The sequence below is a fragment of the Paenibacillus artemisiicola genome, assembly GCF_017652985.1.
Lineage (GTDB): Bacteria > Bacillota > Bacilli > Paenibacillales > Paenibacillaceae > Paenibacillus_Z > Paenibacillus_Z artemisiicola.
Genome location: NZ_JAGGDJ010000001.1, coordinates 264019 through 276959 on the forward strand (window position 1 = coordinate 264019; position 12941 = coordinate 276959).

Below are 12941 nucleotides of genomic sequence, written 5' to 3' on the forward strand. Positions count from 1 at the left end.
CCGGCGCCGATGTCTTTTCGTTTTTGCCGGGCCTTGTGCGGCGACGGTCGTTTTGTCTTTTTGCCGAAACGTATTGACGCGGGCGGCGGATTGTTATATTTTCTTATAAGCTAAATATCTTACCGACTAAGTTATTTAATCATTAAGTTAGTGAGTCGGTAAACGAATGAAGCTCGGAAGGGAGGGAAGACCGATCGCGGAACCAACCGGCAAAGAGAAGAAGCTGAGCGAGCTGCTGCTGCTCGTGCAGCGGTGGGGCCAGCGCGCGAAGAACAGTTTGAAGACGGTCGAAAACCCGTTCCAGCTCGCCAACGGGCAGATCGTCGCCTTGATGTATTTGCAGCGCAACGGCGCCTGCCGGGTCAATGACGTCGCTCGGATACTCGGCATTACGTCGGGCGCGGCGACCGGCCTGACCGACAAGCTCGTCGGTCTCGGGCTCGTCGAACGGACGCGGCAGGAGAACGACCGCCGCGTGGTGCTGCTCAGCCTGACGGAGAAAGGCGCAGAGACCATCAACATGATTTGGGAGCAGCGCAGCGAATGGTTCGCCGGGATCGTCGGCCAGCTCGACGAAGCGAAGATCGACGTCGTCCTGGAGGCGTTCGGCCTGCTGCTTCAAGCATTGGAATCCCATCAGACACCAGAACCCAACAAGGAAGTGGAAAGATGAATTCGATAAGTCCAAGGCAGGTCCGATGGATCGTGACCGGGCTCATGCTGGGCCTCCTGCTCGGCTCGCTCGACCAAACGATCGTATCGACCGCCATGCCGCACGTCATTGCGGAATTGAACGGCTTCAACCTGTACAGCTGGGTATTCACCATCTACATGTTAACCTCGACGACGGCCGTGCCGATCTTCGGCAAGCTCGCCGACTTGTTCGGCCGCCGTCTCGTCTATTTGATCGGGATGGGGCTGTTCCTCGTCGGATCCGCGCTTTGCGGCCTGTCGCACGACATGACGCAGCTGATCGTGTTCCGCGCCATCCAAGGGATCGGGGCAGGCGCCCTGATGCCGATCGCCATGACGATCATCGGCGATATTTTCCCGCCGGACCGCCGCGGCAAAATGCAAGGCATCTTCGGCGCCGTGTTCGGCTTGTCCAGCGTCATCGGCCCGGCGGTCGGCGGCTTCATCGTCGACCACCTCGCGTGGCAGTGGATTTTCTACATCAACCTGCCGTTCGGCATCTTCGCGGCCATCATCCTGTCGATCGCGCTCAAGGAATCCAAGAGCGACGAAGAGAAGGCGATCGACTGGGGCGGCGCGGCCACGCTTACCGGCGCGATCGTGGCGTTCCTGCTGGCCATCGAGATGGGCGGCAGCGGAGGCTCCTCCTCCGAGGGCGGCATGACGCACTACGCGTGGAGCTCCCCGCAAATTCTCGGCTTGTTCGGCGCCAGCCTCGTGCTGATCCTGCTGTTCCTGTGGATCGAGTCCAAGGTGAAGGAGCCGATCATCCCGCTCAAGCTGTTCGGCAACCGCGCGATCTCCGTATCGAGCATCGTCGGCTTCTTGATGGGCATGGGCATGTTCGGCGCCATCACGTATATCCCGCTGTTCTCGCAGGCGGTTATCGGCACGTCGGCCTCTAATTCGGGCTATATCCTGACGCCGCTCATGCTGTCGCTCATTCTGTCGAGCATCATCGGCGGCCGGCTGATCATGAAGCTGAGCTACCGGACCATCGTCATGACGTCGATGGCGATCATGACCGTCGGCTATCTGTTCATGTCGCAAATGACCGTGAATACGAGCAGCTTCGAGCTGATCCTGTACATGATCATCATCGGCTTCGGCATGGGCGCGCTCATGCCGGTGCTCACGATCGCGGCGCAAAGCGCGGTCGGCCACGAGCTTCGCGGCGTCGCGACGTCGACGACCCAATTCACGCGTTCGATCGGCGGCACCGTCGGCGTCGCGATCATGGGCGTCATGATGTCGAGCAAAATGACGGACGGCATCGGCGGCCTGCAAAGCCAATTCAAGGACATTCCCGAGGATCAGCTGAGCACGCTGGCCAATCCGCAGGCGCTGCTGCAGCCCGAAGTGAAGGCGCAGGTGCCGCCGAAGCTGCTCGAGGCGCTGCAGCATATTTTGAGCAACGCGGTTACCTCCGTCTTCGTCATCGGCATCGTCGTGGTCGTCATCGGCCTGATTTCCGCGTTCTTCTTCGGCAAGCTTCGGATGCCGAAGCGCCAAGAGGGCGCCGCTCCGATGAAAGTCGAAGCGGAAATGATGTAAGCTTAGATTAGATTGCGCAAGGCCAAGAGTTCCTCCGTTAAGAAAAGCGTGTTGCGGCGATTTCGTTCGTCTTGCAATCATTCGTTCGGTTCCGCTTCACCGCCAAGCCCCTTCGGGGGCTTGGTTTTTTTGCGTTCGCCGTAAAGGAAGCCTGCTTTTTTGGGATAGTAGGCGGCCGCGCAAGCTTGAAAATCGCGATTTTCATAGAATGCAATGGAGCCCGCCGGACGGCGGGACAATCACGACGCAAGGAGAGGATCGCGAATGGCTTGCAATGCACAGGCTTTGGGGACATGCTCGGAAGCGGAAGGCACGAATACCGTCGCCGGCGGGGACTCCTCGCACGCGGAGGGGCTCGATACGTCCGCGAGCGCCGTCGCCGCGCACGCGGAAGGCTATCGGACGCAGGCGGACGCGCCGGCGTCGCATGCCGAAGGCGGGGGCTCGGTCGCGAGCGCGCTCTATGCGCACGCGGAGGGGCAAGCAACGCGGGCGCAGGGCGAGAGCTCGCACGCGGAAGGGTTCGCGACGTCCGCGGCGATCGCGGCGCACGCGGAAGGGTATTTGGCGCAGGCGCTCGGGCCGGCTTCGCATGCCGAGGGCGGCGCTTCGATCGCGAGCGGGCTGTACGCGCACGCGGAAGGCCGGGAGACGCGGGCGGCCGGGGACCAGTCGCACGCGGAGGGGCTGATTACGCTGGCGCAAGGCTTGAACGCGCACGCGGAAGGCGAGCTGACGCAGGCGACGGGGCTGGACGCGCATGCCGAGGGCTTGGAGACGGTCGCGTCCGGCCAAAGCGCCCATGCGGAAGGCGAGAGCAACGTCGCGAGCGGCCGCGCCTCGCATGCCGAAGGCAACCTGAACGCGGCCGGCGGCTTGTTCGCGCACGCGGAGGGCCAGCGGACGACGGCGAGCGGCGATCTGTCGCACGCGGAGGGCAGCCAGACGACGGCGGGCGGACAGGCCTCGCACGCGGAAGGCGCCGTCACGGCGGCGAGCGGGTTCGCGTCGCACGCGCAGGGCGTGAATACGGTCGCGGACGGCTTCGTCAGCCATGCGGAAGGGTTGGAGACGTCCGCAAACGGATTGGACGGCGTCCACGTGATGGGGCAATTCGGGGCGGCGAACGAGCTGCCTTACTCGTGGTACTTGGCCAACGGCGCAAGCGCGGAGGCGCCCGGACTGGCGGCGAAAATATTAAGCAACGGCGACGCCAAGCTCGACGGGACGGTCAGCAGCCCGGCGGCCGATTACGCGGAGCTGTTCGAGACGGCGGACGGCCGGCCGATCGGGCCGGGCTACTTCGTCGCGCTCGAAGGGGACAAGGTCCGGGTCGCCCGCTCCGGCGACCGGCTGGTTGTCGGCTTGACGAGCGCGAAGCCGGCGTTTCTGTCCGACAGCGGGGAACTGGCCTGGCAGGGGAAATACCTGACCGACGAATGGGGCGCGACGCTGTACGCGGACGCGACGGTGCCGGCCGTGGTCGGCCCGGACGGCGGGGTCATCGCGCCGGCCCGGACGGAACGCCGCCCCGTGCTGAACCCGGCATGGGACCCGGCGCGCACGTACGTCCCCCGGCTGCGGCGGCCGGAATGGACGGCCGTGGGCATGCTCGGCAAGCTGCTCGCGCGGGACGACGGCAGCTGCGCGGCCGGCGGCTTTTGCCAGCCGGGCGACGGCGGCATCGCGACGGCCGCCGACGCGGGTTATTACGTACTCAAGCGGACCGGCGCGAACCAAGTACTTGTGCTGATGGGCAAGACATTTGCTTGAGGCGGCGTGGCGAGGTGCCGGAAGGTGATGGGATCACCTACATGGATGATTAGAGATGCCAATGTGGAGCGAGAAGGTAATGGGATCGACAACGTGGATGGTTAGAGGTGCCGATTTGCAGCAAGAAGGTGATGGGATCACCTACATGGACGGTCAGAGGTGCTGATTTGCGGCAAGAAGGTGATGGGGTCACCTACATGGATGATTAGAGGTGCCAATGTGGAGCGAGAAGGTAATGGGATCACCTACATGGACGGTCAGAGGTGCCGATTGGGAGCCAGAAGGTAATGGGATCACCTACATGGACGGTTATGGCGCTGATTTGAAACCAGAAGGTGCCGGAGTAGCCTATATGGATGATTAGAGGTGCTGATTGCAGCAAGAAGGTACGATGGCAGCCAACTAATCGATTAGACAGGCAGTTCTGGCGCACGAGGAGGCTGCCTGCAGCTGCGAACAGACGGGAAATTCAAGGTTGGATCGCGCTACGGCGACCGCAAACCGGCGAAGCATGCCACGCATGCAGCCGGTTTTTTGTATGCGTTCAGGCATCGGCTGCATGCCTTGGAAACATAAGTGCGCATTTTCAAATACTAAATAGACAAAATACATACTTTTTGTTTACATCGAATAATCCCTGTGCTATGATTCAAATCAACGCACACGGAAAGGGAGTGAGCAAGGATGAAACGGCCTTGCGGCAGCGCGGTCTTCTAGCTTCGCGCGACGACGTTGCATAGCGCTCCGGCAGGCACGGGCCGCCGGTTTACCCCATACGAAAGGATGATAACTATCCAACACGCAAAGAATATGATACTGACGATCATCGTAGCCTGCCAGCTGATGATCATCCTGGACTCGTCGATCATGGTCACGGCGCTGCCCGAGATCGGCCGCACGCTTCATCTCACGACCACGAACCTGACCTGGGTGCAAAACGCGTATATCCTCGCCTTCGGCGGGCTGCTGCTGCTCGGCGCCCGGGCGGGCGACATCCTGGGCCGCAGGCGGATGTTCAGCATCGGCATCGCGCTGTTCACCGTCGCGTCCATGCTCGTCGGCCTCGCGCAATCGTCCGAATTTCTGCTGATCACGCGGGCGCTGCAGGGCGTCGCGGCGGCGTTCACGACGCCGTCCACGCTCGCGCTGCTCACGGTCAGCTTCCCGGAAGGCCCGGACCGCGCCAAGGCGCTCGCCTTGTACAGCGCCGTCGTCGGCGCCGGCGGCAGCGTCGGGCTCATTCTCGGCGGCCTGCTGACCGATCTCGTCTCGTGGCGGCTCGGCATGTTCATCAACGTGCCGATCGGCATCCTGCTGCTGATCATCGTGCCGCGCTACCTGAAAGAAACGGACCGCAGCACGGGACGCTTCGACCTGCCCGGCGCGATCACGTCCGTCGTCGGCATGACTTCGCTCGTCTTCGGCTTCGTCCGTGCCGCCGACGCGGGCTGGAGCGACGCGGTCACGCTCGGTTCGCTGGCGCTCGGCATCGTCATGCTGGCCGCGTTCATCGCCGTCGAGTCGCGGGCGAAGCAGCCCATTACGCCGCTGCGCCTGTTCTCGGACCGTCGCCGGACCGCCGCTTACCTCGGCCGGTTCCTGTTCGTCGGCGGGAATTTCTCGCTCTTCTTCTTCATCCCGCAGTTTCTGCAAAACGTGCTCGGGTTCGGGTCGTTCGCGGCGGGTCTCGCGTTCCTGCCCTTCACCGGCGTGATGTTCGGCATGCTGTACGCGATGCCGCGGCTGCTCGCCCGGTTCGGCAGCTTTAAAGTGCTGGTCGCGGGCATCGTCATTGCGATCGCCGGCACGGCGTGGCTCAGCCGGATATCGGCCGACGTGCATTACTTCCCGGACATGTTCTTCCCGCTCATCGTCATGGGTATCGGCGCCGGCCTGGTGTTCCAGCCGTTCACGGCGCTCGGCATCACCGGCGTGGAGCCGCGGGACGCGGGAGCCGCGTCCGGCCTCGTGAACGCCGCGCATCAAACCGGCGGCTCGATGGGCCTCGCGATACTCATCACCGTATTCGACGCGTTCAGCCGGCACGCCGAGGCTTCCAAGGCGGGGCTCGCGCATGCCGTGTCCGCTTCCATACTGGGTTCTGCGGCGTTCCTGACCGCTTCGCTCGCCGTCATTCTAATCTGGTTCCTGCCGACGGCGCGAAAGAAGCGGGCGTCCGCCCGCGATGCCGTGAACGAAGCGCCTAAAGCTCGCGAATCGGTGAATCCGGCTACGTAACGGCGCGGCATCAAAGCCAACGGCACGGTTCAAATCAGGAAAGACGCCAAGGCATACGGCCTTGGCGTCATTTTCGTATGCCCGCGTACCGGATAACGTCCGCACCCGCCGCGACCGGTTGGCCGAAACGGTATCTCTCGCGCGAAACCGAAATATGGTAATAAAGAACGCAGCAAATCGGCGCGGCGCTACGCCGCGGAAGGGCGGGTGCTTCCATGGACACGCAAGGGTATCGCCCGGCAAATCAGGTGCGCTTCGTAACGGCCGCCGCCTTGTTCGACGGGCACGACGCGTCCATCAATATCATGAGGCGGCTGCTCCAAGCCTCCGGCGTCGAGGTCGTCCATCTGGGCCACAACCGTTCGGTGCAGGAAGTGACGGCGGCGGCCATCCAGGAAGACGCGCAGGGCATCGCCGTCAGCTCGTACCAGGGCGGCCATGTGGAATATTTGACGTATATGCTGGACGTGCTGAAGGCGCAGGGCGCAGGCCATATCCGCGTCTTCGCCGGCGGAGGCGGCGTCATCCTGCCATCCGAAATCGAAGCGCTGGAGCGGTACGGCATCGCCAAAGTGTTTTCGCCGGAAGACGGGCGCGCGATGGGGCTGCAGGGCATGATCGACTACATGGTCCGCGCCTGCGACCGCCGTACGCCGCGGCGGGCGGAGGCGGATCTGCGGACGCTCGGCACGTCCGATTGGGGCGCCGTCGCCAGGCTGATCTCGCTCGCGGAGGACAAAGCGGGGGGCGCCGGGCTGGACGGCGCGGAAGCCGAGACGCTCGCGCGGCTGCATGCGGAGGACCTGCCGCCGGCGCCGGTGCTCGGCATCACGGGGACGGGCGGCGCCGGCAAGAGCTCGCTCACCGACGAGCTCGTGCGGCGGTACCTCGACGCCTATCCCGGCCGTACGATCGCGGTGCTGTCCATCGACCCGACGAAGCGGAAGTCGGGCGGCGCGCTGCTCGGCGACCGCATCCGGATGAACGCGATCCAGGATCCGCGCGCTTATATGCGCAGCCTCGCGACGCGAGGCTCCGGCTCGGAGATCAGCGAAGCGATCCGGGACGCGATCGCGGTCGTCAAACGGGCCGGCTACGACTTCGTCATCATCGAGACGAGCGGCATCGGCCAGGGCGGCGCGGCGGTCGTGGACGTCTGCGACGCGGCGATGTACGTCATGACGAGCGATTTCGGCGCCGCGAGCCAGCTGGAGAAGATCGACATGATCGATTACGCCGACGTCATCGTCATCAATAAGTTCGAGCGCCGCGGCTCGGCGGACGCGCTGCGGGACGTGCGCAAGCAGTTCAAGCGCAGCCGACAGGCGTTCAACGTGCCCGACGGGCAGCTGCCGGTGTTCGGCACGATCGCCAGCCAGTTCGACGATCCCGGCACGTCGCGGCTGTTCCGGCGGCTGATGGCGATCGTCGAGGCGAAGGCCGGGGGGAGCCGGGCGTCCGAGCGCCAAGCGTCGGAGACGGGAGACGGCCCGGCAGCGACGAACGCCGCTTCGAACGCCGCTTCGAATGAAGCTTCGAATGACGCTTCGATCGTCGCTTCGAACGCGACGACGGCTGCCGCGCGGGATGCCGCATCGACGGCAGGGGCATGGGAAGCCGGCGAACCGGCGGCGAGGCCCGGGATTATTCCGGCGGAGCGCAGCGGCTATTTGAACGAGATCGTGCAGACCGTCCGCCGCCGCAGGCGCTTCGTGGACGCGCAGGTCGCGGCCGCCCGGCGGATCGCCCAGCTCCGCGGCGCGAAGGAGCAGCTGGCGTCCGACGGCGGACGGCACATGGACGCGGAGGAGGCGGCCGCCGTCGCCGCGAAGCTGGGCGCGATGCTCGCGGCCCGCGAGACGGAGCTGGATGCGGAGAGCCGCAAGCTGCTCGGCGAATGGCCGGCGATCCGCGAGGCGTACCGGCCGGACCGGCAGGACCGGTCCGGCGGCGGGCCGGCACCGGCGGCGGAGGAGCTCGCCGCCGAGTCGCTTTCCGGGACGCGCATTCCGCGCGTAAGCCTGCCGAGGTTCGAGGACGATGGCGAGCTGCTGCGCTGGCGGCTGACGGAGAACCTCCCCGGCCATTATCCGTATACGGCCGGCGTCTTCCCGTTCAAACGGACCTCGGAGGACCCGAAACGGCAATTCGCCGGCGAAGGCACGCCGGAGCGGACGAACCGGCGCTTCCACTATCTCTGCCGGAACGACGAGGCCAAACGGCTGTCCACCGCCTTCGACAGCGTCACGCTGTACGGTCACGATCCCAGCGAGCGGCCGGACATCTTCGGGAAGATCGGCAACAGCGGCGTGAACGTCTGCACGCTGGACGACATGCGGAAGCTGTACGCCGGCTTCGATCTGTGCCATCCCTCCGTCAGCGTGTCCATGACGATCAACGGCCCGGCGCCGGCGATTCTGGCGATGTTCATGAACGCGGCGATCGCCCAGCAGACCGACCGCTTCGCCGCGGAGCACGGCCGGGAGCCGGACGAAGCCGAACGCGCGGCGCTTCAGGCCGCGACGCTGCGGTCGGTCCGCGGCACGGTGCAGGCGGATATTTTGAAGGAGGACCAGGGCCAGAACACGTGCATCTTCAGCACCGAGTTCGCCTTGAAAATGATGGGCGACATCCAGCAATACTTCATCGACCGCGGCGTGCGCCATTATTATTCCGTCAGCATCAGCGGGTACCACATCGCGGAGGCCGGCGCGAATCCCGTGACCCAGCTGGCCTTCACGCTCGCGAACGGATTCACGTACGTCGAATATTATTTGTCCCGCGGGATGCGCATCGACGATTTCGCTCCCAACCTGTCGTTCTTCTTCAGCAACGGGCTGGATCCCGAGTACAGCGTCATGGGACGGGTGGCGCGCCGGATCTGGGCGACGGTCATGAAGGAGAAATACGGCGCGAACGAGCGCAGCCAGAAGCTGAAATACCACATCCAGACCTCGGGCCGCTCGCTGCACGCGCAGGAGATGGACTTCAACGACATCCGCACGACGCTTCAGGCGCTGATCGCGATTTACGACAACTGCAATTCGCTGCATACCAATGCCTACGACGAAGCCGTCACGACGCCGACGGAAAGCTCGGTCCGGCGGGCGATGGCGATCCAGCTCATCATCAACCGGGAGTTCGGGCTGGCCAAGAACGAGAATCCGCTGCAGGGCGCCTTCATCGTCGAAGAACTGACCGACCTGCTGGAGGAAGCGGTGCTGCTGGAGTTTCAGCGGATCCACGACCGCGGCGGCGTGCTCGGCGCGATGGAAACCGGCTACCAGCGGGGCAAAATCCAGGACGAATCGCTGCACTACGAGCATAAGAAGCATTCCGGCGAGCTGCCCATCGTCGGCGTGAACACGTTCGTGAACCCGCGGCCGGAGCAGCGGCTGGACGACATGGAGCTGGCGCGTTCGACGGAGGCGGAGAAGCGCGAGCAGATTCGCAACCTGGAAGCCTTCCGGGAGCGGAACCGGGATCGGAGCGGGGCGGCGCTGGCGAAGCTGAAGGAAACCGCGCGGAGCGGCGGCAACGTGTTCGAGGCGCTGATGGACGTCGTGCGCCATGCGTCCCTCGGGCAGATTACGGCCGCCTTGTACGAAGTCGGAGGGCAGTACCGGCGGAACATGTAGCGCGAAGCGGAGGAAGAGGAGGAGGACCGGCATGAAAATTTACACGAAGTCGGGCGACAAAGGCCAAACGAGCCTGGTGTCCGGCAAACGGGTATCGAAGCATTCATCGCGGGTTCAGGCGTACGGCACGGTCGACGAGGCGAATTCGATGATCGGCGTCGCCTTGTCCGCGCTCGAAGGGGGCGATGCGTGGGAGACGTTCCGCGCCATGCTGCTCGAGGCGCAGGCGAAGCTGTTCCACGTCGGGGCGGAGCTGTCGACGCCGTCGCTGCTCAAGGTCGCGTGGCCGATCCGGGACGAGGACGTGGAACGGCTCGAGACGTACATCGACGGGATGGAGGCGGAGCTGCCGCCGCTGACGAACTTCATCCTGCCCGGCGGGCTTCCGTGCGGGGCGTCGCTGCACGCGGCGCGGACGGTCGTCCGCCGGGCGGAACGGCTGGCCGTCGAGGTGTGGCGGGAGGAGGATCTGAACCCGGTTGTCCTGAAGTATTTGAACCGGCTGTCCGATCTGCTGTTCGTGGCCGCCCGCTTCGCGAACCGCCGGCAAGGCGCGCCCGAGCCGGACCTGCCGCGTCCGTCCGGCTGATTCCATGCGCCGGCTTGCAAGCGCCTCCGGCCGGTACGGCTTCCGCTGCATACCCCTCCGGAAACGGGGAGACGCTATGGTCAGCCGAACGCAAAGGAGGAGGAATCCGAATGGAATCGACGAACGAATTCGTGAGCAAAGTGAAGAACGCGCAGGCGAAGCAGGAGAAAAACAAGGCGCATTACGGCAAAGGAACGCCTTCGCAAAACCTGTCGACCAAGCAGCATACGAACAATCCGTAACGAACGCCGGGCTCATCCGCATGAGCCGCTTCGTCGCCAAGCCGCCGGTTAAGGCGCGGCCGCAAGGCGCAAGCGCGGAACCTGCCCCGCCCGGGTTCCATCGCCGGTCAAGTGGATGGTCCCCTAACCTTCCGATTGGCGGGTGCCAACGGCGTGCCGGTTTCTTATAATGAAACCGGGTGATGACGAATGACGATTTTAATGATCTTGGTCGGCATCATCATGGCCGCGGGAGTCGTCGCGACGGTGATGATCGGGGAATCCAAAAGCAACAAGCAGGAAAATCCGGACTATTTTCGCAACACCGGCCGCAAGTGGATGAGTCTGACCGGCATCTATGCGATCGGGCTGGCGGTGGCGGCCATCTGTCTGATTATTTTCGTTGATCGATAACGCAAGCAATCCGAACGCGAACAACCGCGGAGCCCCGTGCCCCGCGGTTGTTCGCGTTCCGGCGAATCCGCCTGGCGGCCGGCGTCCGTCCGCGAGGCAAGCGGGCGGTTCGCGGTTGCCCGCAACTGCCCGCATGCTCCCAAGCGCGCGGCGATATTACGGGCCGCCCGGCCCGTGCTCCATCGCGCGCAGCGCCTCGGCGAACGCGGCGACGCCGGGACCGATGTCCTCCGCGCGCGGCCTCGCGTACGTGAACCGGACGTAGCCCGGCGCCGAGCCGTAGACGCTGCCGGGGACGAAGACCGTGCCTCGGCGAATCGCCTCGTCCAGCAGCTTGCCGTCCTGAACGGCGTGCCGAAGCCGGCACCACAGATGGAGACCGCCGCGCGGGACGGCGAATTCGACTTGATCGGGCAGCTCCTTGCGGAGCGCGTCGATCAGGAGATCGCGCTTGAACTGCAACTCCGTCCGCAGCCGTTCCAGGTGAGGCCGGAAATACGGCGATTCCAGGAACCGCGCGACGATTCGCTGCGGGATGACGCTCAAGCCGAAGTCCATCTGCTGCCGGGCGTCCGCCAGCCGTTCGACGATGGCGTTCGGGGCGACCATCCAGCCGATGCGCAGGCCGGAGGCCGCGATCTTGGAGAAGGAGCCGATATAAAGGACGGAGCCGTCCGCGTCCATGGCTTTCAGCGGGTCCGGCGGCCGTTCCCCGAACGCGGTCAGGCTGAACGGATCGTCTTCCACGATCGGCAGCCCGAGACCGCTGGCGGCTTCCAGCAGCTCCTTGCGGCGCTCCGCGCCGAGCACCGTGCCCGTCGGGTTTTGGTAGTTCGGGTTCAAAAACACCATTTTGACGCGATGCTTCTTGCGCAGCGCGCGAATGTCGCCGGGCCGCGTCCCGTGCTCGTCCACGGGCAGCCGGAAGACGCGGAGGCCGGCCGACTGGAACATCGGCAGCGAGCGGCAGTAGGACGGATCCTCGACCGCGACGGCATCGCCCGGCGCCAGCAGGCATTGCGCGATCAGGAACAGCGACTGCTGGGAGCCGGACGTGATGAGCACCGAGGAGGCCGTCGTCCGGATGCCCCGGTACCGCGCGAGATAGGACGCGAGCGCCTCGCGGAGCGGCATGTGGCCCTGCGGATTGTCGTAGCCCAGGTAGGCGATGTCGTCCTGTTCCCGCAGCAACGCCGCGATCTCCGCGGCCGGCGCCAAATCCGCGGACAGCTCCCCGCTCGCGAAATCGATCAGGGAAGGGTGCCGCGACAGCGCCTCCCGGATGCGCCGCATGAGCGGCAGGTTCGGCAGGAAGCCGCCGTCTTCGGCGTAGCGGCTCCAGTTGGGCGTCTGCTTGGGCGCCGCGCCCCAGCCGCCGCGGCTGACGCGCGTGCCGCTGCCGGTGCGGCTCTCGACGATGCCCGCCGCGCGAAGCTCGCCGAACGCCAATACCACCGTGCTCCGATTGACGCCGAGCAGCTCCGCCAGCGACCGTTCGGACGGGAGCCTGGTGCCCGGCGGAAATTCGCCGGACGAGATGCGCCGCGCCAAGTCGTCGGCGATTTGCGCGTAAAGCGGCTTATCGCTGCCGCGGTCGGGCTTCCACATCGGTCGATCGCCTCCAGGTAAAGTTTGTTCGAGATTCGTATTCATCATACCATGGCCCGCGCGCGCCGCGTCATCCGAATGGCGCCCGAAGGCGCCGATTGTTTTACCATCCCGTGAACATGGCCGGTCCGCCGCCGCCGAAATTGGCGGGTGCCCGCAGGCCGCGGGCGAACCGAAGCAATTGGCGGGCGTGAAGCGGCCGGTCATTGGCGG

The 12941-nt window shown here is 65.0% G+C and carries 9 protein-coding genes; 8 read left to right on the forward strand and 1 reads right to left on the reverse strand.

What is annotated here, in order from left to right; genetic code table 11:
* Positions 1–166 precede the first annotated feature (166 nt).
* The 8 genes from I8J29_RS01180 to I8J29_RS01220 all read left to right on the forward strand — a co-directional run bounded on the left by I8J29_RS01180 (position 167) and on the right by I8J29_RS01220 (position 11120).
* On the forward strand, positions 167–673 hold the full coding sequence (locus I8J29_RS01180; protein WP_208845761.1) for a MarR family winged helix-turn-helix transcriptional regulator: 507 nt from the start codon (positions 167–169) through the stop codon (positions 671–673).
* Positions 670–2247 carry an MDR family MFS transporter gene (locus I8J29_RS01185; protein WP_208845762.1) on the forward strand — a complete coding sequence of 526 codons (1578 nt, stop codon included), beginning with the start codon at positions 670–672 and terminating at the stop codon, positions 2245–2247. The genes I8J29_RS01180 and I8J29_RS01185 overlap by 4 nt, the downstream gene beginning before the upstream one ends.
* Positions 2248–2511: 264 nt before the next feature.
* Entirely contained in the window at positions 2512–4020 is a 1509-nt protein-coding gene (locus I8J29_RS01190; RefSeq protein ID WP_208845763.1) for a peptidase G2 autoproteolytic cleavage domain-containing protein, read from the forward strand.
* Between the two features lie 810 nt (positions 4021–4830).
* Positions 4831–6258, forward strand: a complete 1428-nt coding sequence (locus I8J29_RS01195; RefSeq protein WP_240545809.1) for an MFS transporter — start codon at positions 4831–4833, stop codon at positions 6256–6258.
* Positions 6259–6473: 215 nt separating this feature from the next.
* A complete protein-coding gene (locus I8J29_RS33605; protein WP_240545810.1) occupies positions 6474–9896 on the forward strand; it encodes a methylmalonyl-CoA mutase family protein in 3423 nt (1140 codons plus the stop codon).
* Positions 9897–9927: 31 nt separating this feature from the next.
* Positions 9928–10485 carry a cob(I)yrinic acid a,c-diamide adenosyltransferase gene (locus I8J29_RS01210; protein ID WP_208845764.1) on the forward strand — a complete coding sequence of 186 codons (558 nt, stop codon included), beginning with the start codon at positions 9928–9930 and terminating at the stop codon, positions 10483–10485.
* A gap of 110 nt (positions 10486–10595) precedes the next feature.
* Positions 10596–10727 (forward strand): DUF4023 family protein, encoded by a 132-nt coding sequence (locus I8J29_RS01215; protein ID WP_208845765.1) that lies wholly within the window; start codon positions 10596–10598, stop codon positions 10725–10727.
* A 189-nt stretch (positions 10728–10916) separates the two neighbouring features.
* The gene (locus I8J29_RS01220) at positions 10917–11120 is read left to right on the forward strand and encodes a hypothetical protein (protein WP_143088877.1); all 204 of its coding nucleotides are present in this window, start codon (positions 10917–10919) and stop codon (positions 11118–11120) included.
* 156 nt (positions 11121–11276) lie between these two features.
* Here I8J29_RS01220 and pdxR read toward each other — a convergent pair whose 3' ends face one another.
* Positions 11277–12728 (reverse strand): MocR-like pyridoxine biosynthesis transcription factor PdxR, encoded by a 1452-nt coding sequence (gene pdxR, locus I8J29_RS01225; protein ID WP_208845766.1) that lies wholly within the window; start codon positions 12726–12728, stop codon positions 11277–11279.
* Between the last annotated feature and the right edge of the window lie 213 nt (positions 12729–12941).